The 23,820-nt window shown below is 59.6% G+C and carries 21 protein-coding genes; 19 read left to right on the forward strand and 2 right to left on the reverse strand.

All coding sequences use genetic code 11. The annotated features are described in order from the left end of the window. Positions 1-95: 95 nt before the first annotated feature. From gabT to WFL93_RS18055, 6 genes are all read left to right on the forward strand, one after another. Positions 96-1,412, forward strand: a complete 1,317-nt coding sequence (gene gabT, locus WFL93_RS18030) for a 4-aminobutyrate--2-oxoglutarate transaminase (RefSeq protein ID WP_336778706.1) — start codon at positions 96-98, stop codon at positions 1,410-1,412. Positions 1,413-1,551: 139 nt separating this feature from the next. Further along, a complete protein-coding gene (locus WFL93_RS18035; protein WP_007890964.1) occupies positions 1,552-2,064 on the forward strand; it encodes an Lrp/AsnC family transcriptional regulator in 513 nt (170 codons plus the stop codon). Between the two features lie 216 nt (positions 2,065-2,280). Beyond that, positions 2,281-2,727, forward strand: coding sequence for a GNAT family N-acetyltransferase (locus WFL93_RS18040; RefSeq protein ID WP_049852528.1), 447 nt, complete (start codon positions 2,281-2,283; stop codon positions 2,725-2,727). Between the two features lie 15 nt (positions 2,728-2,742). After that, positions 2,743-4,791, forward strand: a complete 2,049-nt coding sequence (locus WFL93_RS18045) for a hydantoinase/oxoprolinase family protein (RefSeq protein ID WP_336778707.1) — start codon at positions 2,743-2,745, stop codon at positions 4,789-4,791. Between the two features lies 1 nt (position 4,792). After that, complete coding sequence (locus tag WFL93_RS18050; protein ID WP_336778708.1) at positions 4,793-6,787, forward strand: hydantoinase B/oxoprolinase family protein; 1,995 nt, start codon at positions 4,793-4,795, stop codon at positions 6,785-6,787. Between the two features lie 100 nt (positions 6,788-6,887). After that, positions 6,888-7,730, forward strand: a complete 843-nt coding sequence (locus tag WFL93_RS18055; RefSeq protein ID WP_336778709.1) for an oxidoreductase — start codon at positions 6,888-6,890, stop codon at positions 7,728-7,730. A 102-nt stretch (positions 7,731-7,832) separates the two neighbouring features. On the opposite strand, the gene WFL93_RS18060 is transcribed toward WFL93_RS18055, so the two are convergent. Further along, complete coding sequence (locus tag WFL93_RS18060) at positions 7,833-9,998, reverse strand: putative bifunctional diguanylate cyclase/phosphodiesterase (protein WP_336778710.1); 2,166 nt, start codon at positions 9,996-9,998, stop codon at positions 7,833-7,835. A gap of 305 nt (positions 9,999-10,303) precedes the next feature. Between WFL93_RS18060 and phnF the strand changes: the two genes are divergently transcribed. The 13 genes from phnF to phnE (WFL93_RS18125) all read left to right on the forward strand — a co-directional run bounded on the left by phnF (position 10,304) and on the right by phnE (WFL93_RS18125) (position 21,179). After that, positions 10,304-11,020 carry a phosphonate metabolism transcriptional regulator PhnF gene (phnF, locus tag WFL93_RS18065; protein WP_007891780.1) on the forward strand — a complete coding sequence of 239 codons (717 nt, stop codon included), beginning with the start codon at positions 10,304-10,306 and terminating at the stop codon, positions 11,018-11,020. Next, complete coding sequence (gene phnG, locus WFL93_RS18070) at positions 11,017-11,463, forward strand: phosphonate C-P lyase system protein PhnG (RefSeq protein WP_336778711.1); 447 nt, start codon at positions 11,017-11,019, stop codon at positions 11,461-11,463. The genes phnF and phnG overlap by 4 nt, the downstream gene beginning before the upstream one ends. Next, the gene (gene phnH, locus WFL93_RS18075; RefSeq protein WP_007891775.1) at positions 11,463-12,038 is read left to right on the forward strand and encodes a phosphonate C-P lyase system protein PhnH; all 576 of its coding nucleotides are present in this window, start codon (positions 11,463-11,465) and stop codon (positions 12,036-12,038) included. The genes phnG and phnH overlap by 1 nt, the downstream gene beginning before the upstream one ends. Beyond that, complete coding sequence (locus WFL93_RS18080; protein WP_336778712.1) at positions 12,038-13,114, forward strand: carbon-phosphorus lyase complex subunit PhnI; 1,077 nt, start codon at positions 12,038-12,040, stop codon at positions 13,112-13,114. Before phnH ends, WFL93_RS18080 begins: the two co-directional genes overlap by 1 nt. Then, a complete protein-coding gene (locus tag WFL93_RS18085) occupies positions 13,107-13,955 on the forward strand; it encodes an alpha-D-ribose 1-methylphosphonate 5-phosphate C-P-lyase PhnJ (RefSeq protein WP_049852535.1) in 849 nt (282 codons plus the stop codon). Before WFL93_RS18080 ends, WFL93_RS18085 begins: the two co-directional genes overlap by 8 nt. Beyond that, positions 13,945-14,706: a phosphonate C-P lyase system protein PhnK gene (gene phnK, locus WFL93_RS18090; protein ID WP_007891770.1), complete on the forward strand. Its 762-nt coding sequence runs from the start codon at positions 13,945-13,947 to the stop codon at positions 14,704-14,706. The genes WFL93_RS18085 and phnK overlap by 11 nt, the downstream gene beginning before the upstream one ends. Before the next feature lie 137 nt (positions 14,707-14,843). Then, the gene (gene phnL / locus WFL93_RS18095) at positions 14,844-15,548 is read left to right on the forward strand and encodes a phosphonate C-P lyase system protein PhnL (RefSeq protein WP_336778713.1); all 705 of its coding nucleotides are present in this window, start codon (positions 14,844-14,846) and stop codon (positions 15,546-15,548) included. After that, complete coding sequence (gene phnM, locus WFL93_RS18100; RefSeq protein ID WP_336778714.1) at positions 15,545-16,681, forward strand: alpha-D-ribose 1-methylphosphonate 5-triphosphate diphosphatase; 1,137 nt, start codon at positions 15,545-15,547, stop codon at positions 16,679-16,681. The genes phnL and phnM overlap by 4 nt, the downstream gene beginning before the upstream one ends. Further along, positions 16,681-17,214 (forward strand): ribose 1,5-bisphosphokinase, encoded by a 534-nt coding sequence (phnN, locus tag WFL93_RS18105; RefSeq protein ID WP_007891766.1) that lies wholly within the window; start codon positions 16,681-16,683, stop codon positions 17,212-17,214. Before phnM ends, phnN begins: the two co-directional genes overlap by 1 nt. A 226-nt stretch (positions 17,215-17,440) precedes the next feature. Next, positions 17,441-18,271, forward strand: a complete 831-nt coding sequence (phnC, locus tag WFL93_RS18110; protein ID WP_336778715.1) for a phosphonate ABC transporter ATP-binding protein — start codon at positions 17,441-17,443, stop codon at positions 18,269-18,271. A gap of 26 nt (positions 18,272-18,297) precedes the next feature. Continuing rightward, positions 18,298-19,224 carry a phosphonate ABC transporter substrate-binding protein gene (phnD, locus tag WFL93_RS18115; RefSeq protein WP_007891764.1) on the forward strand — a complete coding sequence of 309 codons (927 nt, stop codon included), beginning with the start codon at positions 18,298-18,300 and terminating at the stop codon, positions 19,222-19,224. A 210-nt stretch (positions 19,225-19,434) separates the two neighbouring features. Beyond that, on the forward strand, positions 19,435-20,298 hold the full coding sequence (phnE, locus tag WFL93_RS18120; protein ID WP_007891763.1) for a phosphonate ABC transporter, permease protein PhnE: 864 nt from the start codon (positions 19,435-19,437) through the stop codon (positions 20,296-20,298). Further along, positions 20,295-21,179 carry a phosphonate ABC transporter, permease protein PhnE gene (phnE, locus tag WFL93_RS18125; protein ID WP_007891762.1) on the forward strand — a complete coding sequence of 295 codons (885 nt, stop codon included), beginning with the start codon at positions 20,295-20,297 and terminating at the stop codon, positions 21,177-21,179. The genes phnE (WFL93_RS18120) and phnE (WFL93_RS18125) overlap by 4 nt, the downstream gene beginning before the upstream one ends. Here the strand turns inward: phnE (WFL93_RS18125) and WFL93_RS18130 are convergent. Next, positions 21,133-23,721, reverse strand: a complete 2,589-nt coding sequence (locus WFL93_RS18130; RefSeq protein WP_336778716.1) for an ATP-binding protein — start codon at positions 23,719-23,721, stop codon at positions 21,133-21,135. The two genes, phnE (WFL93_RS18125) and WFL93_RS18130, sit on opposite strands and share 47 nt — an antisense overlap. Between the last annotated feature and the right edge of the window lie 99 nt (positions 23,722-23,820).

Genomic DNA, 23,820 nt, shown 5'->3' on the forward strand with positions numbered 1-23,820 from the left:
GAAATGCCGCTGCCCGCGCGATTACGGCAGCGTGACAAACCAACCGATTGCGATACTTGAGCCAACCGAACGTTACGTGAAAGAGGGTTTTTAGAATGCAGAATGTCATGGCGGAGCAGCAAACCTATACCGATAACAGCCTGTTACTGGACGCGCGTGAGCAGCATGTGCCGCGTGGCGTGGTCACCGCGCATCCGCTGGTGATTGAGCGGGCAAAGGGCAGCGAAGTGTGGGACGTGGAGGGCAATCGCTATCTGGATTTTGTAGGCGGCATCGGCGTATTAAATGTCGGCCACAACCATCCGGCGGTGGTCAACGCGGTGACCAAACAGCTGGGTTTGGTATCGCACGCCTGTTTCCAGGTGGTGGCGTACCCCGGCTATATCGAGCTGGCCAAGCGCCTCAATGCGCTGGTGGGTGGCGGTGAAGCGTTTAAAAGCGTGTTCTTCACCAGCGGGGCGGAAGCGGTAGAAAATGCCGTCAAAATTGCCCGCGCCCACACCAAACGCAGCGGCATTATCGCTTTCGACGGCGCCTTCCACGGCCGAACGCTGCTTGGCACCACGCTGACCGGCATGTCGGCACCCTATAAGCAAAACTTCGGTCCGTTCCCGTCCGATATTTACCGTTTGCCGTTCCCGAATGCGTTTCACGGCGTGAGCGATGACGACTGTCTGCAGGCGCTGGATCAGCTGTTCGCGGTGCAGATTGCGCCAGAGCGCGTGGCAGCAATCATTATCGAACCGGTGCAGGGCGATGGCGGTTTCCTGCAGGCCGGCGCCAACTTTATGCAGGCGCTGCGCCGCATTACCGAGAAGCATGGCATCGTGCTGATTCTCGACGAGGTGCAAACCGGCTTTGGTCGTACCGGCAAGATGTTTGCCTTTCAGCATCTCGGCATCACACCGGATCTGGTGACGGTGGCGAAAAGTATTGGCGGCGGTTTACCGATTTCGGGCGTGGTGGGCAAAGCGGCGATCATGGATGCGCCACAGCCTGGCGGATTGGGCGGCACGTACGGCGGCAACGCGCTGGCCTGTGCGGCGGCGCTGGCGGTACTGGATCTGCTGGAGAATGACAATCTGCTGGCACGTTCGAATCAGCTCGGTGAACAGCTCAATGCACGCCTGCAGCAGCTGGCAGAAAAATATGCCTGCATCGGTGATGTGCGCGGCATTGGTTTTATGCAGGCGGTGGAGATCATCGACTTCGAAACCAAGCGTCCGGACGCTGCCATGACGCAGAAAATCCTCGACTGCGCCTGCCAGGAGGGCTTACTGCTGATTAAGTGCGGCATTCACCGCAATACCGTGCGGTTCCTTGCGCCGCTGGTGACTACCGATTCGCAGCTGGAAGAGGCGTTGCATATTTTTGATATCGCGCTGGCACGCGCCAGTGGACGACTGGGTTAATCCGGCTTCCTCATTGAAATTGCAGCAGTAATTTGAAAACCTCCCGCTGGTATAACCAGTTAACGAGATAGCACATTTACCTTAAAGCGTGTTATATCTTCGGGAGGGTAAACCTAAATGGTTGGCAATGAGGGGTGCTATGAACGGCTTAATGAAACTCGACCGCATCGACATCAATATTCTGGTACAGCTCCAGAAAGATGGCCGTATTAGCAACGTCAATCTCGCCGACGCCGTCGGGCTTTCACCCAGTCCGTGCCTGCAACGGGTCAAGCGTCTGGAGCAGGCTGGGTTTATCAACGGTTATGAAGCCCACATCAATCTGACCAAAATCACCGATTCCGTGACGGTTTTCACTGAAGTCACGCTTTCCGGCCATCGCCGCGAAGATTTTATGAAATTCGAAAACGCGGTGCGCGAGGTGGATGAGTTGATGGAGTGCCACCTGATCACCGGCGGTTACGACTATTTGCTGCGCTTTATTACCCGCAGCATTGAACACTACCAGGAGGTGATTGAGAAGATGCTTGATGCGCAGATCGGCATCGATAAGTACTTCAGTTATATCGTGATTAAGTCACCGATTATGAAAAGCAGCGTGCCGCTAAGATCGCTGATATCGAAACAGAATTCCGTGGAGTTTGGCGTTTAATGTTTTAACCAGGTCGCCATAAATGGCGACCCTACGATCTTGTAGGCTGCGCATTTATGCGCATCGGGACGAATAACAATCCTTCTTTTCCCCCACAGCATAAAATTTCTTCCGCGCCCTAAATTCCCTTTATCTTGCTGGTTCAAACTGCCGCTTCAGCGGCGTACGCTGGCTACTTGCCTTTACACTCAATCTAACCGCTTACAAGGAGTTGCCATGACCGCCTTCACTATTGCCGACCAGCTATGGCAGCGCGATGACTTCACCATATCCACCGAGCGCCAACGCCTCGATATGGCGTGGATCCACACGCAGCTCACGGAAAAATCGTACTGGGCCAAAGATCAGACGCGCGCTAAAACCGAGCGCGCCTTTGCCGGTTCGCTGCCGTTTGGTGTCTATCACCTGCAGCAGCCGATTGGCTTTGCGCGCCTGGTCACCGATTACACCCGTTTCGGCTGGCTGTGCGATGTGATGATAGATGAAAACTGGCGCGGTCACGGCCTGGGCAGCTGGCTGGCGAGCTGCGTACGGGCGCATCCGGAACTGGCGACGGTTCACCGCTGGATGCTGTCGACCAATGATGCCCATCAGCTGTATCAACGCCTCGGCTGGCGCGTGGTGCAGGATCCACAAAAACTGATGGAATTTCCTCCCTCCTGATAACGGAGCTTTGACATGGGTTACCGCGTTGGCGTCGATATTGGCGGATCGTTCACCGATTTCGCCGTGCTGGATGAACAAACCAATCAGCTCCACACCTTGAAAGTGCTGTCGCGCCCGGATCAACCCGGCAGCGAAATCCTCACTGGATTGACCCAGCTGCAGCAGCGCGACGCTATCGACCCGCAACAGATTAATCACTTTACCCACGGCACCACCGTGGGCATTAATGCGGTAATCCAGCGGCGCGGCGTGCGGCTGGCGCTGTTCGCCACCGACGGTTTTTGCGATGTGCTGGAGCTGGCGCGCCTGAAAATTCCCCATATTCACGATCTGTTTTCACGTCGACCGGCCCCCTTAATTTCGCGTGACCGGGTGTTTGCCATCAAAGAGCGCACCGATCGCCTCGGCAACATAGTGCATGAGGTGGATCGGCAAAGCGTGCTGGAGGCAATTGCCGCCGCGCGCGCCGCAGGTTGTCAGGGCATTGTGGTGGCGCTGCTGCACAGCTACCGCAATCGCCACAATGAAGCGGCGGTGAAAGCCATTATTGATCAGCATGCGCCCGAGCTGCTGACCTCCTGTTCCGCCGATATCTGGCCCATCATCCGCGAATATGAACGCACCATCACCGCCACCATTAACGCCTATGTGCAGCCGATGGTGATCAACTACCTCGAGTCATTTGAGCGTGCCTTGCAAACCATGGGCGTAACACCCCCGCCGCGTATCACCAAATCCAACGGCGGAGTGATGGGCGTGGAGCAGGCGAAGCGTGAGTGCGTGCAGATGGTGCTGTCCGGCACCGCGTCTGGCGTGATCGGTGCCAGCTTCCTCGCCACGGCCTGCGGTTTTGACAAAATTCTTAGCCTTGATATTGGCGGCACCAGCGCGGATGTGGCGGTGATCGTTAATGGACAGGTCGCGCAGGGCAACGGGGAAATCATCGGCGATTTCCCGATTTATATTCCGTCCGTGGCGGTGACCTCGGTAGGTCAAGGCGGCGGTTCCCTGGCGTGGATCGATAATCAGGGCGTGCTGCAGATGGGGCCGGACAGCGCCGGTTCGCTGCCGGGGCCGGTATGCTTTCAGCGCGGCGGCACCCAGCCAACCGCCACCGATGCCTTTGCCGCCTGCGGCATGATCGGTCACGGTGCGCTCGGCTATAACGCGGTGAGCGTCGATGTCGCCGCCGCGCGCGCCGCCTGGCAGCCGCTGGCCGCTGCGCTCGGCATCAGCGTGGAAGAGACCGCTGAAACCGCCATCGAGCTGGCGATCTCCAGCATGTATGGCGACACTAGCGGCTTGCTGTCGCGCTTTGGTCTCGATCCGCGAGAGTTCTGGTTCCTCGCGTTTGGCGGCGCCGGCCCGATGATGGGCTGCTTCCTCGCACGCGAATTGAACATGAAAGGCGTCATTGTGCCGCCGACGCCGGGCGTATTGTCCGCGCTTGGCGGAGTAGTCGCCGATATCCGCAACGACTTTATTCGCACGCTGTATAGCGATCTCGATGCCGCGCTGGCCGATCGTTTGGCCAGCGAAGCCGAGGCACTCAGCCAGCGCGCCCGTGCCTGGCTGAGCGAGCAGCACGGCGCCAGCATGCCGTTCACGCTGCACTACAGCGCGGATATGCGCTATCGCGGTCAGTCGTTCGAAATCGAAGTGGCGCTGGAGCCAGCATGGCTGGCGCAGACCAATGTTGCGGCACTGCACGATGCCTTTGATCGCCAGCATCAGCAGCTGTTTGGGCATTGTGATGCCCGCGCGGCGGTGCAAATCATCAATCTACGTCTGGTGATCGCGTCTCCCACAGCCAAACCGACGCTGATGCCGCTGGCGGCAGCAGAGGCGCCGGTGGTTGTGGCGCAGCAGGTTAGCGCGTGGATCGACGGTGCGACGCATCAGGTTGATGTGGTGCTACGCGCCACGCTGCGCGCCGGACACCAGCTTAGCGGTCCGGTGATTATCGCGCAGGATGACTGCACCACCTGCGTGCCACCGCATATGCAGGTGGATGTGGACAGTTTTGGCAACCTGCTGATCACGCCTGTGGAGGCGCACTAACATGGCAATTGACGGACGTAACCTGCAAATTCTGGCTAACTACTGCGCGGCCGCCGCCGATGCCATGGCCTTTACCTTGATGCGCACCGCGCACTCAACCTTTGTCAAAGAGACCGAAGATTTCTCCTGCCAGATCGTCAGCCGCGATGGCCTGGCGTTTGCCTCACCGCGCAGCTTCGGCGCGCCCTGGTACAGCGGCATCGATTACGCTCCGGTCTTGGCGTTGATCGACCGTTATGATGAGGGAGATATCTGCATCACCAACGACGCCTACGCCGGTAACGTGGCGACGCACTCGCCGGATATTCATATCTGGAAGCCGGTATTTCACGGCGGCGAGATTGTCTGCTTTGTGGTGGGACACATCCACAACACCGACGTCGGCGGCGCAGTGCCAGCCTCGTTATCACGCTCGCTCACCGATATTGTGCAGGAGGGCATTCGTATTCCGCCGCTGAAAATCGTGCGCAATGGCGAACTGAATGAGGAAGTGGCGCGCATTATGCGCCTTAACGTGCGCGCACCGGAGCAAAACTGGGGCGACTTCAAAGCGCAAATTGCTTCGGTTAACGTTGGCGAGCGCAAGATCCACGACATCATTGCGCGCTTTGGCGTGGTGGATTTTCTGCAGGGCATTGCCGGCATTCTCGATTACGCTGAAGCGCAGGCGCGCAGCATTATCGCCACGATTCCCGATGGTGAATACTTCTATGCCGATTTCGCCGATGAAGATGGCGAGGGCGGCTTCCCGTGCCGCGTGGCGATTACCTTGCGCGTGACGGGTGAAACGCTGGAGCTGGATTACACCGGCAGCGATCCGCAGCTCGCTTCGTCACTGAATATGCCGACCGGCGGGCGCGAGCGGCATCCGCTGGCGCTGGTTGGCGTCACTTACGTGCTTTCGACGCTGAACAGTAAGCTGTTGCTTAACGCCGGCACGCTGCGCCCAACGCGCGCCATATTACCGCCGGGCACGGTAATGAATTGCGAAGCGCCAGCGGCGGTGGGGATGCGCTCACTGACCTGTGCGCTATCGCAAATCGCTACGCTCGGGGTGTTCTCGCAGGCGATTCCCGATCGCTTACCGGCTAACTCGCCGGGCGGCAACTCGATCATGAACATTCGCACCACCGACAGCGCCAACCGCAGCGTAGTGGCCTCGCTGGGCCCGGTCGGCGGCGGTGCGGGTGGCACGCCGCGTCACGATGGGCCGGACGGTTCGGGCGGTTTGTCAGCCTTCCTGAAAAATACCCCGATTGAGATCAACGAAGCCGAAGTGCCGATCCATTTCCATCGCTACGGCTTAGCCGCCGACAGCGCGGGGGCCGGACGCTATCGCGGTGGCTTAGCCACAGAAATGGCGTTTGAAATCTCTGCCCCCAACAGCACGGTGACGGCGCGTAACCGTAATCGTTCGGTGTTCGCCTCGGCGGGGGTGCTGGGTGGAGCGTCTGGTGGCCTGTCGCACTTCCGCACGCTGCGCAATGGGGTGGCCATCGAGCACGGCAACACCGATGTAATCCACTGCCAACCGGGCGATATCGTTGAGGTGCGCGGTCCAGGCGCCGGCGGTTACGGCTTGCCGGTGGAGCGCGAAGTGCAGCAGGTATTACAGGATGTGCGCTGCGGTTTTGTCTCTGAGCAGGCGGCGCGTGACAGTTATGGCGTGGCGCTACGCGACGGGGAGATCGACCACCACGCCACGGCCCGGCTGCGGGCAGAGATGCGTGGCAGCGCAGCGCAACATTTCGATCACGGCGCAGCGCAACATTTCGATCACGGCGCAGCGCGCACGGCATTTGAAGCGGTGTGGACGCCGGAGCGCTATCGTTTGCTCACGGCATTTCTGGCGGCGGCACCGGTCAGCTGGCGGCACTTCCTCAAACAGCAAGTGTTTACGGCGGTGGCCGCGCAAAGCGCATCGCTGCCGCTGGATGAACAGATGCACGCTATTTTTGACCAGCTCAGGCAGCGCTATCCGGCGATGCTGAACTAGTCGCACGCAACGCTAATCGCCCTGAAACGACTTTGCCATAGTTACTCTCTTTGCCCGATGAGCTTTCATCGGGCGCCTTCGCTTACAAGGGGACATCACTATGGCTTCAGCAACGACTCCGGTGTGGTTCATTTCAGGCTGTTCAACCGGTTTTGGTCGCGAACTGGCACGGCAAGCCATCGCGCGCGGTTTTCACACCGTGGTGACCGCGCGTGATGCGGCGAAAGTGCAGGATCTGGTGACAGGCCACGATAATGCCATCGCGCTGGCGCTGGACGTCACCGATCAGGCCAGCATCGAACAAGCGGTCAGCGCGGCTATCGATAAGTTCGGCGGCGTGGATGTGCTGGTGAATAACGCCGGTTACGGTTATCAAAGTTCAGTGGAAGAGGGCGAAGAGAAAGAGATTCGCGCCCAGTTTGATGCCAACGTGTTCGGCCTGTTTGCGCTGACCCGCGCGGTGCTACCCGCCATGCGCAAGGCGCGCAGCGGTCACATTATTAACATCACCTCCGTGGCCGGATTTATTGGCTTTGCCAGCTCGGGTTATTACTCCGCGAGCAAACACGCGGTGGAAGGCTGGTCTGATTCACTGGCGTTAGAAACGGCACCGTTCGGCCTCCACGTGACCTGCGTTGAACCCGGTCCGTTCCGTACCGATTGGGCCGGTCGTTCGCTGCATCAAACGCCGAGCAAGCTGCCGGAATACGCCGAAACCGCGGCGGCACGCATGAAATCCACGTCTGAATACAGCGGCACCCAGGCGGGCGACCCCGCGCGTGCGGCCACCGCGATGATCGCCATCACCGAACACGCCAATCCCCCACGTCATTTAGTGATGGGCGCATGGGGTTATGATGCGGTGACCGAAAAATTAAAAGAGCGCCTGACGCAGATCGAAGCGTGGAAACAGACCTCGATTGATACGGATTTTCCGTCGTAAGTTAAAGTTCAGGTCGCCATAAATGGCGACCCTACGACGATATTCGGCATTGGCACATTTTTCTGTAGGGTCGCCATTTATGGCGACCTGTTATTCTGGCGTTTACACCATCTTCTCAATCTCTTCGAATGGCACCGCGTGACTAAACAAATACCCCTGCAGCTGATTGCAGCCGGCATCGGCCAGCGCATTTTTCTGACTTTCGGTTTCCACACCCTCGGCGGTGACGGTTAATCCCATCGCATGACCCAGCCGCACCACCGATTCGACAATCGCGGTGGAGTTCTGCGCCACACCCAGCGACTGTGTAAACGAACGGTCGATTTTGATTTTATCCACCGGGAAGCTGCTGAGGTAATTGAGGCTGGAATAGCCGGTGCCAAAATCATCCAACGCAATGCGGAAACCGGCGTCACGCAGTGCGATGATACTGTTGCGTGCCTCGTGTTCATCCTCAATCAGCACGCCCTCGGTGATTTCTAATTCCATGCGTTTCGGATCGGCGCCTTCTTCCTGCACAATGTCGATAATGCGCTCGACAAAATTAGTGGCGCGGAACTGCACCGGTGAAACATTGACCGCCACCACGATCTCGGGCAGCTTGAGCGCGGTTTTGCAGGCCTGGCGCAGCACCCATTCGCCGAGCGGAATGATCATTCCGGTCTCTTCGGCAATGGCGATGAAATCACCTGGCGAGACATCACCGCGCACCGCATGGTGCCAACGCAGCAGCGCTTCGAGACCGACCACCTGCTGGCCGCTGATATCCATTAACGGCTGATACCAAACCGCCAGCCCCTCGAATTTCACCAGTGCCTGGCGCAAATCCGCCGCCATCTGCTGCCGAGTTCGCAGCGACTCATCCATCACTTTCTCAAACTGGCGATACTGGCCGCGCCCGTGATTCTTGGCATCGTACAGGGCAATATCCGCTTTGCGCATCAACTCGAGCCGATCAATGCCATCCTTCGGCGCCAGCGCTAAGCCGATGCTGACGCCTACCCACAGCTCGCTGCCCACCAGTTGATACGGCTCGCTCAGGCGGCTGATGATGCGATTCGCCAGCGATTGCACCTGGCCAATATTCTCGACGTCCGGCATCACAATAATGAATTCGTCACCACCGATACGCCCGACGGTGTCGCTGGCGCGCACGATATCGTTAAGCCGGCGCGCCACTTCGATGATCAGTTCATCACCGGCATGATGACCATAGGTATCGTTGATGTTCTTGAAGCGATCGAGATCCAGCAGCAGCAGCGCCACACGCTGATCGTGGCGTCCGGCCACTGCCAGCGCCTGGGTTAAGCGATCTTCCACCAGTGAGCGATTTGGTAAGCCGGTCAGCACATCATGAAAAGCCAGGTGCTGCGCCTGCGCTTCGCTGGCACCCAGTTTCAGCAGCGACTGTGACAGCTTGAGTGACGAGATCCAGATGCGTCGCACCATCACCAGACACAGCAGGGTAATCAAGATAACGGATAACAAGGTGGAAGGGCCGATGGTGCGCAGCATCTGCGCGCCGGGTTTGTCCGGCTGCCAGCTGAGATAGCCGACGGGATCGCCCTGCTGTGAATTGAGCAGGTAACGCGCTTTGGTTTTTTCCGCCGGTTCGCTATCGCTAAAGTGCAACTGGCGCAGCTGGCTGCGATCGGCAAGGTTACGCAGATAACCGTCATCAAGGAACTTAATGCTCACCAGACGATAGCGTCCCGCCTGTTTGGTGCTGCTGATATCGCCCACCGCCAGCGCGGCGGCGCGTTGACCAATGCGCACGAAATCGGCGTGATCGGTCGGGCCGGCCACCACATCACTGTTTTGCACCAGCGGGCTCGTGAGCATGTCTTGTAAATAGGGGCCGATGCGTTTATCCGGCACCGGCTGGCCGTTGCGCCACACGTTAATCAACTGATTATCACGGTCCAGCAGCACCACCAGCTGGTGATCAAACATGTCATACAGCCAGCCGCCGACATTTTGCGTCAGCCAGGTTTGATCGGGATGCGACGACGCCAGCTGATCGGCCAGCGGCGACCAGCGCGTCAGGCTGCGCAGCTGGCGCAGATGCTCCGTCAGGCTCTGGGTAAATGAAGCCTCAATCATGCGCTGCTGCTGATCGCGCGCCTCATTGTTGGTTAACGACGTGCCCCAGAACAGACCCACGCCCGCGCCGGCAAAGGTCAGCAGTAAAATCGCCATTAGCGGCAAAATAACTTCGCGAACAAAGGTGCGGCGAAAACCATCCGATAGTTTCAACGCATTAATCATTTTAAGCTTCGCCCAGGAAGTTGAATTCATCTTTTAACTTAGCAGAACATCCGCAAGCTGTACTCGCTAAGGCCAGTGAAAGCGTGATGTAAATAAGCGTTAAATTTTTGAACACTGTCACAAACAGAACAGTTAAAAATAATTTATTAAAACCGCTGCCGTTTCGCTGCGATTCTGCTGCCGTAAAGCAAATTCATCTTTGCGTCATTGAGCCGTCACGGCGCTGTCATCTGCCGCCCGCAATGTAATCGCCATCCCGCAGCGAGCTTCGCTGCCATCCTCAACCAGATGAGGTATTGAGCGTGATGGAGATATCCAGACATCCGACCACTGTGTACCAGGCCGTTGCCGCCCAGCTCGAGCAGGCGCTGCAGGAGCGCTATCGCTGTGGCGACTATCTGCCTTCCGAACAGCAGCTGGCCGATCACTACGAAGTGAACCGTCACACCTTGCGGCGTGCGGTCGACGAACTGGTGAATAAAGGGCTGCTGCAACGGCGTCACGGCGTGGGCATTTTGGTGCTGATGCGTCCCTACGATTACCCGCTGCATGCGCAGGCGCGCTTTAGCCAGAATCTGATGGAGCAGGGCAGTCATCCCACCAGTGAACGCCTGCTGGCGGTGGTGCGCCCGGCCAGCAGCGACGTGGCCAGCGCGCTGGGCATCAATGAAGGCGACAACGTTATCCATCTGCGCACGCTGCGTCGCGTAAACGGCGTCGCGGTGTGCGTGATCAACCATTTCCTCGCCGATCTTCGCTGGTGGCCCGCGCTGCAGCAGTTTCACAGCGGTTCCTTGCACGACTTTATGCAGCAGCAGCTCGGCCTGCAGCTGACGCGCAGCCAAACGCGCATCAGCACCCGCCGCGCGCAGGCCAAAGAGTGCAAGCAGCTGGAGATTGCGCTGCAGTCGCCGCTGCTGTGCGTGCGCACCCTGAACAAGCACAGCGACGGCCAGGTAGCGGAATACTCCGTCAGCCTGACGCGTGGCGACATGATTGAACTGACTCTGGAGCACCAATGAAACAACAAACCGCCCGCCAGCACTGGCTTTCGGTGCTGGCACACAGTGAAGCCAGCCAGCTTGAGGCGCACTGGCAACCGCTGCGTTTGAGCCCGGATTTTGAACGCGTGCGCCCGGCAGAGACCGGTTTAACCCGCCTGCAGGCGCGCATGGGCGGCAGCGGCAAGCGCTTCGTGCTGGGCGATGCCACGGTGACGCGCGCGGTGGTCAAACTGCACGACGGCACGCTCGGCTTTAGCTATGTGCTGGGGCGCGATAAACCCCACGCCGAGCGCTGTGCCGTGATTGATGCACTGCTGCAACAGCCGGAAACCCAGGCGCTGTTACAGGAAAAACTGATTGCCCCGCTGGCGGCACTGCGTGAAGAGCAGCGTCAGCTGCGTGCGCGTGAGATCGCCAGCTCCAAAGTGGATTTCTTTACGCTGGTTCGCGGAGATAACTAATGACTTTACTGGCTAGTTTTAACCATCCGGTTGCGGATGCACAACGCGCCTTCCGCCGCATCCTCAAAGCGATGAGCGAGCCGGGCGTGATGGTGTCGCTGCCGTTGCAGCAGGGCTGGGGCGATCTGTCGCCGGCGGCCACGGCGGTGCTGCTGACGCTGGTCGATCAGGAGAGCGCACTGTGGCTCGATGGTCGTATCGATAACGAGGTGGTACGCAGCAATCTGCGTTTTCATACCGGCGTACCCATTGTTGATGAGCGCGATGCGCCGTTTGCGCTGACGCACGCTGCGGCCAATCCCGATCCGGCGCTGTTCGCCTCTGGCGACAATATGTCACCGGAAAAGAGCACCACGCTGATTGTCGAAGTGCCGTCATTAAGCGGCGGCTTAACCCTGCGCCTTTCTGGCCCTGGTTTACGCGAGTCGCGCGCTATTGCGCCACAGCTGCCGGAAGCGATTCTGCACTACCTGCGCGAGCGTCCGCATCCCTTCCCGCAGGGCGTGGATCTGATTTTCACCTGCGGTGAAGCGATGATGGCGCTGCCACGCACCACCGACGTGGAGGTGTGCTGATGTACGTTGCGGTTAAAGGGGGCGAGAAGGCAATTGCCAGCGCCCATGAGCTGCAGGCCGATTTGCGACGTGGCGACCGCGCACTGGCGGAATTGCAGTGTGATCAGGTGGCACAACAGCTCGGTTTAGCAGTCGATCGCGTGATGACCGAAGGCGGCATCTACGATCCGCAGCTGGCGGCCCTGGCAATCAAACAGGCAAGCGGCGATTTAGTGGAGGCGATCTTCCTGCTGCGCGCCTACCGCACCACGCTGCCGCGCCTTGCCGACAGCCTGGCGCTGGCAACCGATGAGATGCGCCTTGAGCGCCGTATCTCTGCCGTCTACAAAGATCTGCCCGGCGGCCAGGTGCTCGGCCCAACCTATGATTACAGCCATCGTCTGCTCGATTTTACCCTGCTGGCCAATGGCGAAACGCCCGCCGCGCCGCGTGACGATCAGGCGCTGCCGCAACGTTGTCCGCACGTGTTCAGCATGATGACCCACGAAGGGTTGGCGGCACGCGAAGAGGATGACGGCAGCGAACCGTGCGACATCACCCGCGAGCCGCCCGGTTATCCGGCGACGCGCGCGGCGCGTCTGCAACAGCTGGTGCGCGGCGACGAAGGCTTCTTGCTGGCACTCGGCTACTCGACGCAGCGCGGCTACGGTCGTAACCATCCGTTCGCCGGCGAAATTCGCACCGGCTATCTCAGCGTCTCGATCTGCCCGGAAGAGCTGGGGTTTGACATCGAGATTGGCGAAATCCTGCTGACCGAATGCGAAATGGTCAATGGCTTCACCACCGAAACCCGCAGCGCGCCGCACTTCACGCGCGGTTACGGCCTGGTGTTTGGTCGCTCCGAGCGCAAAGCGATGGCGATGGCGCTGGTGGATCGTGCGCTGCAGGCACCGGAGTATAACGAACGCATTGCCGGTCCGGCGCAGGACGAAGAGTTTGTGCTGTCGCATGCCGACAACGTCGAAGCGGCGGGCTTCGTCTCGCACCTGAAACTGCCGCACTACGTCGATTTCCAGGCGGAGCTTGAGCTGCTGAAACGGCTGCGCCAAGAGCATCAGGAGCAGAACCATGAGTGAGTTAACCGGCTACAACAACGGTTATCTGGATGAGCAGACCAAACGCACTATCCGCCGCGCAATATTAAAAGCGGTAGCGATTCCCGGTTATCAGGTGCCGTTTGCCGGACGCGAAATGCCGATGCCGTATGGCTGGGGCACCGGCGGCATTCAGATCACCGCCAGCATTATTGGTGACGCCGATGTGCTGAAGGTGATCGATCAGGGCGCCGATGACACCACCAACGCGGTATCGATTCGGCGCTTCTTCCAGCGCGTCAGCGGCGCGGCCACCACTGAACGCACGATTGATGCCACGCTGATCCAGACGCGTCACCGCATTCCCGAAACGCCGCTGGAGGAGGATCAGATCCTGATTTTCCAGGTTCCAATCCCGGAACCGCTGCGCTTTATCGAGCCGCGCGAGACCGAAACCCGCACCATGCACGCGCTGGAGGAGTACGGCATCATGCAGGTGAAACTGTATGAAGATATCGCCCGTTATGGCCATATCGCGACGACCTATGCCTATCCGGTGAAGGTCAACGATCGCTACGTGATGGATCCGTCGCCAATCCCCAAATTCGACAACCCGAAGATGCACATGATGCCGGCGCTACAGCTGTTTGGTGCCGGGCGTGAAAAACGCATCTATGCGCTGCCGCCGTTCACCAAAGTGGAGAGCCTCGACTTCGACGATCACCCGTTCAGCGTGCAGCAGTGGGATGAACCCTGCGCGCTATGCGGTTCGCGCCACAGCTACCTCGACGAGGTGGTGATGGATGACGCCGGTACGCGCATGTTTGTCTGCTCCGATACCGATTTTTGCCACCAGCAGCAGGAACAACAGCATGCACAGTGAACAGCCGCTGCTTGCGGTCAACAATCTCACCCACCTTTATGCGCCAGGCAAAGGTTTTGAAGAGGTGAGTTTTGAACTCTATCCCGGCGAAGTGTTAGGCATTGTCGGGGAATCCGGTTCGGGCAAAACCACGCTGCTGCGCAGCCTGTCGGCGCGGTTAGCGCCGCAGCAGGGCAACATTCTCTATCGCGCGCAGGATCTCTATCAGCTGAGCGAGAGCGATCGTCGCCGCCTGCTGCGCACCGAATGGGGCGTGGTGCATCAGCATCCGCTGGATGGTTTGCGGCCGCAGGTGACGGCGGGTGGCAACATCGGCGAGCGCTTGATGGCGGTGGGCAATCGCCATTATGGCGATATCCGTCAAGAGGCGATGCGCTGGCTGCAGGATGTCGAAATCCCCGCCAACCGTATCGACGATCTGCCCACCACCTTCTCCGGCGGCATGCAGCAGCGTTTACAGATTGCGCGCAACCTGGTGACGCAGCCGACGCTGGTGTTTATGGATGAGCCGACCGGCGGTCTGGATGTGTCGGTGCAGGCGCGCCTGCTGGATCTGCTGCGTACGCTGGTGCGCGAGCTGAATCTGGCGGTGGTGATTGTGACGCACGATCTCGGCGTGGCGCGTTTGCTGGCGCATCGCCTGCTGGTGATGAAGCAGGGCCGCGTGGTGGAGAGCGGGTTGACCGATCGGGTGCTGGACGATCCGCATCATCCGTACACCCAGTTATTGGTTTCATCGGTGCTGAGTTAATCGCGCGATGAAGGCGAGCACATTCCGTAGCGGCGCAATTTATTGCGCATACGCAGGCACGGTGTCGCAACTACGCGCGATGAATCGCGCCGCTACGATGCTGTGCAGGCAATGAATGAATTCATCAGGACATCAACATGCAACCTTTATTGCGCGTAGAGCAACTCAGCAAAACTTTTGTGCTGCACAACCAGAGCAGCGCCGCGCTGCCGGTGCTGCAGAATGCCAATCTTGAAGTCAGCGGCGGCGAATGCGTGGTGCTGCATGGCCGCTCGGGCAGCGGAAAGTCGACGCTGCTGCGCGCGCTGTACGGCAATTATCAAGCCAACAGCGGCCATATCTGGCTGCAACATCAGGGTGAATGGATCGACATGGCCAGTGCGCCCGCGCGGCAGATTCTGGCGATTCGCTGCCATACCGTTGGCTGGGTCAGCCAGTTTCTGCGCGTTATTCCGCGCGTGCCGACGCTGGAGATCGTCATGCAACCGTTGCTGGAGCGCGGCACCGCACGCGCCTTCTGCGAAAAGCGCGCCAAAGAGCTGCTAACGCGCCTTAACGTGCCGGAGCGTTTATGGTCGCTAGCGCCATCGACCTTTTCCGGCGGTGAACAACAGCGCGTCAATATCGCGCGCGGATTTATCGCCGACTATCCAGTACTGCTGCTGGATGAGCCGACCGCCTCGCTGGATAGCGCCAACAGCGCCGCGGTGGTGGAACTGATTGAGCAGGCGCGCGCCCGTGGTGCCGCCATTGTCGGGATTTTCCATGACGAAGCGGTGCGCACACGCGTCGCCGATCGCCTGCACGTCATGCAGCCAGTGAACACAGGAGCAGAAGCATGATTATTAATAACGTCCGGCTGGTGCTGGAGCAGGAAGTGGTGGCCGGATCGCTGGAGATCCGCGATGGACGCATTGCCAGCTTCAGCGACAGCGTTAGTCAGCTGCCGAGCGCGCTGGATGGCGAAAACGCCTTCCTGCTGCCGGGTTTGGTGGAGCTGCATACCGATAACCTCGATAAATTCTTCACGCCACGCCCGAAAGTCGATTGGCCGGCGCATTCGGCGATGAGCAGCCACGATGCGCTGATGGTCGCCAGCGGCATTACCACCGTGCTGGATGCGATTGGCGTCGGCGACGTGCGTGATGGCGGCCATCGTCTGGATAATCTGACGAAAATGATCGACGCGATTCAGGACAGCAATCGCAAAGGGATTAACCGCGCCGATCACCATTTGCATCTGCGCTGCGAGCTGCCGCACAACACCACGCTGCCGCTGTTTGAAGCGCTGATGAATACGCCGGAGCTGTCGCTGGTGTCGCTGATGGATCACTCGCCGGGCCAGCGCCAGTACGCCTCGCTGGAGATGTATCGCACCTATTATCAGGGCAAATATCAGCTCAGCGACGCGCAGATGGATCAGTTTGAGCGCGAACAGCTGGCGCTGGCCGCTGAGTTCTCGACGCCGAACCGCAATGCCATCTCCAGTTTGTGCCGTTCGCGCGGCATTCCGCTGGCCAGCCACGATGATGCCACGGCGGCACACGTCGCCGAATCGCATGATGTCGGCAGCGCCATCGCCGAATTCCCTACCACGCTGGAAGCGGCGCGCGCCTCACGGGAATGCGGCATGCAGGTGTTGATGGGGGCGCCTAACATCGTGCGTGGCGGGTCGCACTCCGGCAACGTGGCGGCGGCGCAACTCGCCAGCCACGGCCTGCTGGATATTCTCTCCTCCGATTATTATCCCGCAAGTCTGCTCGACGCGGTGTTCCGTTTGGTCGCCGATGAACGCAATACGCTGACGCTGCCGCAGGCGGCGGCGCTGGTGACGCGTAATCCGGCACAGGCCATTGGCCTGCACGATCGCGGTCGCATCGCCGAAGGGCTGCGTGCCGATTTGGTGCTGGCGCATACCGATCACGGACATTCGCATATTCGTCACGTCTGGTCGCAAGGCAAGTTGGTGTTCTGATGGCGCGCCTCATCTGGCTGACCGGGCCTTCGGGCGCGGGCAAAGACAGTCTGCTGAATGCGTTGCGTGAGGCGCCGCCGGATAACCTGCTGATCGCCCATCGCTACATTACGCGCGCGGCCGATGCCGGCGGCGAGAACCATGTGGCGTTGAGCGAGCTGGAGTTCCGGCGGCGTGAAGCGCTCGGTCTGTTTGCCATCAGCTGGCAGGCGCATGGCCTGCACTATGCGCTGGGTAAGGAGATCGATCTGTGGCTGGCGCAGGGACTTAACGTGCTGGTCAACGGTTCGCGTCTGCATCTGCCGCGGGTGCAGCAGCATTACGGTGCCCAGCTGTTGCCGCTGGTGTTGCAGGTGTCGCCACCGGTGCTGGAACAGCGGCTGCGCCAACGTGGGCGCGAGTCGGAAGCGGAAATCGAGAAGAGGCTAGCGCGCGCGGCCGAACCCTTGCCGGCGCACTGCTATGCGCTCAATAACGACGGCGCGCTGAGCGATACGCTCGAGCAGCTGCGACATTTGCTAGGTGCGCGATAAATCGCACCGCTACGGATACGTGCGTTTTGTATGTCCCGTTCTTACCATTCGCACCATCCGTAGCGGCGCAATTTATTGCGCAATGCCCGGATGGGTGCGGTGCCGATCACCACGCTTTGCCGTGAAAACGCGCTGTCACCGTTTAATCATTTTACTGTCATCAAGCTTTCATGCGATTTGCCCGTAATAGCGGGCAATCAACCGCTCAGAAGAGATGGAGTGCACCATGGCACAAGCATTACTGAAAACCGTCGTCGACAATCCTTTTCCGCCCCTCACCGGGCAGGGCAACAAGGTGCTGTCGGTGCAGGGATTGTGCAAAGCGTACGGCGCCAACCAGGTGCTGGATAATGTGAGCTTCGATCTGCATGCGGGCGAGCTGGTGGCGGTGATTGGCCGCTCAGGCGCAGGCAAATCGACGCTGCTGCATATGCTCAACGGCACTATCAGCGCCTCACAGGGCGCGATTTTTAGCAATCGCCAGGGCGAAGTGGATCGCGATGTGGTGACGCTGAATAGCCGCCAGATGCGTGAATGGCGCAGCGAATGCGGCATGATCTTCCAGGATTTCTGTCTGGTGCCGCGCCTCGATGTGCTGACCAACGTGCTGCTGGGGCGTTTAAGCCAGACCTCGACGCTGAAATCGTTCTTCAAAGTGTTTTCCGAAACTGACCGCGCCCGCGCCATTGAGCTGTTGCAGTGGATGAACATGCTGCCGCAGGCGCTGCAGCGCGCGGAAAACCTCTCGGGTGGCCAGATGCAGCGCGTGGCGATTTGCCGGGCGCTGATGCAGAACCCGCGCATTCTGCTGGCGGATGAGCCGGTGGCGTCACTCGATCCGAAAAATACCAAACGCATCATGGACGTGCTGCGCCAGGTGAGTGAGCAGGGCATCAGCGTGATGGTCAACCTGCACTCAATCGAACTGGTGAAAAGCTACTGCACCCGCGTTATCGGCATTCAGCGCGGCAAAGTGCTGTTTGATGGACATCCTTCCCAGTTGACCGACGGCCTGATGCATGAGCTGTACGGCGACGAAATTAACCAGCTCCACTAACTTCCACGGCAAGAGAACAACCACCAATGAAACTGACCTCTTTAGCTTTACTGACTATTGCGATGGCTTTTGGCGTTAACGCAGCGGAAGCACCAAAAGAACTGAATCTCGGCATTCTCGGCGGCCAGAACGCCACGCAGCAGATTGGCGATAACCAATGCGTGAAAGATTTCTTCGATAAAGAACTGCAGGTCGATACCAAACTGCGCAACTCGTCTGACTACTCCGGCGTGATTCAGGGCCTGCTGGGCAACAAAATCGATCTGGTACTGAGTATGTCGCCAGCCTCTTACGCTTCGGTTTATCTGCAGAACCCGAAAGCGGTAGATGTGGTCGGTATTGTGGTGGATGACAAAGACGGTTCCCAGGGTTATCACTCGGTGGTGATCGTTAAAGCGGACAGCCCGTACAAAAAGCTGGAAGACCTGAAGGGCAAATCATTCGGCATGGCCGATCCAGATTCAACCTCCGGCTTCCTGATGCCAAACCAGGCGTTTAAGAAAGCGTTCGGCGGCTCGGTTGATGACAAGTACAACAACACCTTCTCCAGCGTGACCTTCTCGGGCGGCCACGAGCAGGACATCCTCGGCGTGTTGAACGGTCAGTTTGACGGCGCGGTGACCTGGACGTCGCTGATTGGCGACCGCGAAAGCGGTTATACCTCGGGCGCCTTTGGTCGTTTGATTCGTATGGATCATCCGGATCTGATGAAGCAAATCCGCATTATCTGGCAGTCACCGCTGATCCCGAACGGCCCGATTCTGGTGAGCAACAACTTGCCCGCTGACTTCAAAGCGAAAGTGGTGGCAACCATCAAGAAACTGGATAAAGAAGATCACGGCTGCTTTGTTAAAGCGGTGGGCGGTGCCCAGCACATCGGCCCGGCAACCGTGGCGGATTATCAGAATATTATCGATATGAAGCGTGATTTGATGAAAGGGTCGCGCGGGTAATTTTATTGGGTGCTCGCTGCTGCAGGGATAGTGCTGGCTGTCCCCCTCCTCGGTCCTCCCCCGCGAGCGGGGGAGGAAGATGCTGCCATATGTTGCTTATGCAGCTGCATGTGGCAACGTCTCCTTCCCCCACAAGTGGGGGAAGGCCGGGATGGGGGGCAGCCAGCACGAACCAGCCAGCACACCACCCCAACCAACAGGAATCCCCTCTTGACCGATTTCGAACACTACTACCAACGCATCCGCCGTCAGCAAAAACGCGACTCGCTGCTGTGGTCGCTGCTGTTGCTGGCGCTTTATTTGGCCGCGGGCAAGATGGCTGAATTCAATCTGCTCACCGTCTGGCAATCGCTGCCACACTTCTTTGACTACATCGGTGAAACCCTGCCGGTGCTGCACCTGTCGTTGCTGTTCGCTGATGGCAAAACCGAAGGTTCGCTGGCCTATTGGGGCTATCGTCTGCACTTCCAGCTGCCGCTGATCTGGGAAACCTTGCAGCTGGCGCTGTCGTCGACCATCGTGGCGGTCGGCGTTGCCGGTGTGCTGGCGTTTTTCGCCGCCGATAACACCCAAACGCCGCGCAGCCTGCGCATGGCGATCCGCGCGTTCGTCGCCTTCCTGCGTACCATGCCCGAACTGGCGTGGGCGGTAATGTTTGTGATGGCGTTCGGCATTGGCGCCATTCCCGGCTTCCTCGCACTGGCGCTGCACACCGTCGGCAGCCTGACCAAACTGTTCTACGAAGCGATTGAGAGCGCCTCGGATAAACCGGTGCGCGGCCTGGCCGCGTGCGGTGCCAGCAAACTGCAGCGCATGCGCTTCGCCTTCTGGCCGCAAGTTAAACCAACGTTTCTCTCCTACAGCTTTATGCGTCTGGAAATTAACTTCCGCTCTTCGACGATTCTCGGCTTAGTCGGCGCGGGCGGCATTGGCCAGGAGCTGATGACCAATATCAAACTCGATCGCTACGATCAGGTCAGCATCACGCTGTTGCTGATTATTGTGGTGGTGTCGCTGCTGGATACGCTGTCCGGCTGGCTGCGTCGCCGCGTGGTAGAAGGAGACGTGCCATGATTGCCTTAGCGCCGGATGTCGCCAAACTCAAACAGGAGCATGCCGCGCTGTTTGCTGCCCAGCATCGCTATCTGCGTCGCGTGGCGCTGGTGGCGTTGGCCATCGCGCTTTACTACCTGTTCTTCTTTGAATTTTTTGGCATTGAGTGGAGCCGCTTTCTCATCGGCTGCCAGCAGCTTAGCCGCTATTTCCTGCGCATGTTTGTCTGGCAGGATTTCCTCAACTGGCCGTTTGGCTACTACTTCACTCAGGTGGGGATTACGCTGGCGATTGTGTTTTCCGGCACGCTAACCGCTTCGCTGATCGCGCTGCCGGTTTCGTTCCTAGCTGCGCGCAACGTGATGCACGATCCGCTAACGCGACCGATTTCACTGGTGGTGCGCCGCGTGCTCGATGTGCTGCGCGGCATTGATATGGCGATTTGGGGGCTGATCTTCGTGCGCGCCGTGGGGATGGGGCCGCTGGCGGGGGTATTGGCGATTGTGATGCAGGACGTGGGCCTGCTCGGCAAACTGTATGCCGAAGGGCACGAAGCGGTAGAGCGCTCACCGAGCCGCGGCCTGAGTGCGGTGGGCGCTAACAGCCTGCAGAAACACCGTTACGGCATTTTCACGCAATCATTCCCCACCTTCCTCGCACTCAGTCTGTATCAGATTGAGTCCAACACCCGTTCGGCGGCGGTGCTCGGCTTTGTCGGCGCCGGCGGCGTTGGCCTGGTGTATGCCGAGAACATGCGCCTGTGGAACTGGGATGTGGTGATGTTTCTGACCCTTATCCTGGTGGCGGTGGTGATGATGATGGATGTCATCTCCAGCAAGCTGCGTAAACGCTACATCACGGGGAAAGGGGTGCCGCTGTGGCAGCCTGCCGCGCGCGACTAAGCCGTTCACTGCGCTGCCAGGCGCGCTCCAGCGCCTGCACCAGCTGCGCCTGCTGCCAGGGTTTCGCCAGCCGCTCACACAGCGGCAGCGTCACCGGGGTCTGGCGCAGATCCTGGCCGCTGATTAACACGGTAGCCAGCTGCGGCCACTGCGCCTGCGCCTGACGAATTACATCCGCGCCGTTAATCCCGCCCGGCAGCATCAAATCACTGATCAGCAGTTCGATATCCGGCGTCTGACGCAGCAGCGCCAGGGCGCTTTCGCCATCGCCACACTCCAGCGTCAGATAACCGAGTTGATGCAGATGCTCGCACAGCGTTTGCCGCACCGTCGGCTCGTCATCCAGCACCAGCACCAGCCGGTCTTTGCTGCGCTGCGGCACTATCGGCGGCGGCACGCTGAGCGGCTGTGCCGCTTCGGGCGCACGTGGCAGCAGCAGGCGCACGGTGGTGCCCTGGCCGGGCGCGGTTTCCAGCTCGATTTGTCCGCCAGACTGGCGCACAAAACCATAGACCATCGATAAGCCCAAACCGCTGCCGCTGCCGATGGCTTTGGTGGTGAAGAACGGCTCGAATACCTGTTCGCGCACCTCGGCCGACATGCCGCAGCCGTGGTCGATCACTTCAATGGTGACGCGATCGCGCTTGCCGTCGGCCTCCTGTTTGCGTTGATTCCAGATGCGCAGACGGATTTCCCCGCTTTGTTGCGCCATGGCATCACGCGCATTCACCACCAGATTGATCAACGCGTTCTCCAGCTGGCCGGCATCAATCCACGCAGGCCAGCCGGGGCGCTGCGCATCGATCACCAGCTGCTGACCGGGCAGCAGCGCGTGCTGCAACAGCGAATGCAGATTATCCACCAGCTCCACCACCGCAACTGCGCGCGGGTAGAGCGCCTGTTTGCGCGAGAAGGCCAGCAATCGCTGCGTGAGCTGCGCCGCGCGGTCGGCGGCCTGACGGGCGCGTTCGATGCGGCTGGCGAGCGTGCCGGGCGGCAGCTGATCGACGGTTAGCGCCAGGCTACCAATAATCACCGCCAGCAGGTTATTGAAGTCATGCGCCAGTCCGCCGGTTAGCTGTCCAACGGCTTTCATCTTCTGGCTGTGCAGCAGCGCCTCTTCCAGCGCTTTGCGCGTGGTGCGCTCCAGCACGGTATTCACCATGCCACGGCGCGGCACCGGGCTGAAACGCAGCTCCAGCGTGCGCCCATCATCCAGGCGGACCTCCTGTGCATCCGCCAGCCCGTTGAGCTGGATATTGACGCGGGTTAGCAGCTGCTGATAGTGCAAACCGCGATGCAGTTCGCGCGGCGCGATGCCCAGCAGCTCGGCATATTGCGCATTCCACACCACCAGCTGGCCGCTGTTGTCAAACAGCGCAAAACCATCGCGCATGGCGAGGAACGTGGATTCCAGCTGGTTACTTTTCTCCTTCAGCAGACGCGAGGTGTGCGCCAGCGAGGCGGTGTTGCGTGCAAACACGTTGAAGGCGCGCGCCAGATCGCCCAGTTCATCGCGGCGCGCCAGGCCCGGCACGTTGACGCTCTTTTCGCCCTGCGCCAGCCGCGTCATGGCGTGGGCGATGGCGGTCAGGCTCGAACCGAGATTACGGTAGATGTAGTAACCGGCGTAGCCGGTGATCAGCAATGCCAGCAGCATAAACAGGCCGATAAAACCGATGATCGAATCCAGCTCTTCGTGCGTGACCGCGCTGCGTGCGTCGCTCTGCTGCGCCACCAGCTGCACATAATGCGTGATGTCGTCGTTGAGCATCGCCACCAGCGCTTTAATGCGGTAGGTGGCGTAGGCGATGGCGATATCACTCTGCTCCAGCTGCTGCGCCACCGGCAGCAGGTCGCTGCTGGTGGCGATCAGCCGCTGAACCTGAATATTGAGCACGCCGCTCAGCGCTAACGCTCGCCACTGGCGCAGCACCGATTGCAACTGCTGCACCGCCGCCTGCGGTGCCGAAGATTGAATCGCTACGCTTAATAAGCTGTGCGTTTGCTGGCGCAGCGCGTCAGAAGGGAAATCGGCGTGCGTGAGCAGATCAATCCGGTTCAGCAGCAGCTGCGATTGCCACAGGCCACTCAGCATTACGTTGCGCTGCAAGTGGCGTTGATGACCTGCGCGCAGGAGCTGATTAATGCTCTGTTCCAGCATCTGGCTGCGTTCACGAATGCGCGTCAGCTGTTGCGGCTGCTGCGCGGCGAGCGGCGCATGAGCCAGCAGCGTCAGCGACTGCTGTAACGCGAGTTGAGTTTGCTGCAGGCGCGCCGATTCGCTCTGATACTCCAGCGCACCGACCACCTGCGACAGGCGCACGGCAGCGATCGCCACGTTGGCGGTATCGCGTGCCAGCGCCAGGCTGCCGTTCATATCGGCCAGGGTTTGCGCCTGCGCCTGTTCCTGAATGTGACCTGCGTGGCGAAATCCAAAAATTGCCACCAGGCTCACCGCCAGCGTCACCGACATCACCAGCAAATTAAACAGCAGCAGGCGACTTCGCGCGCCAGCGTGCCAGTGCAGACCGTGACTCATTTTCGCCACCTTTTACCGCGTAACTCCCGGCGAGTATAGAAGCGCGAGCGGGGCGAAATATGACAAATATGAACGGTCGCTGACATTTTCCATTTATCT

Source organism: Pantoea sp. USHLN256 (assembly GCF_037149875.1).
GTDB classification, from domain to species: Bacteria; Pseudomonadota; Gammaproteobacteria; order Enterobacterales; family Enterobacteriaceae; genus Pantoea; species Pantoea nemavictus.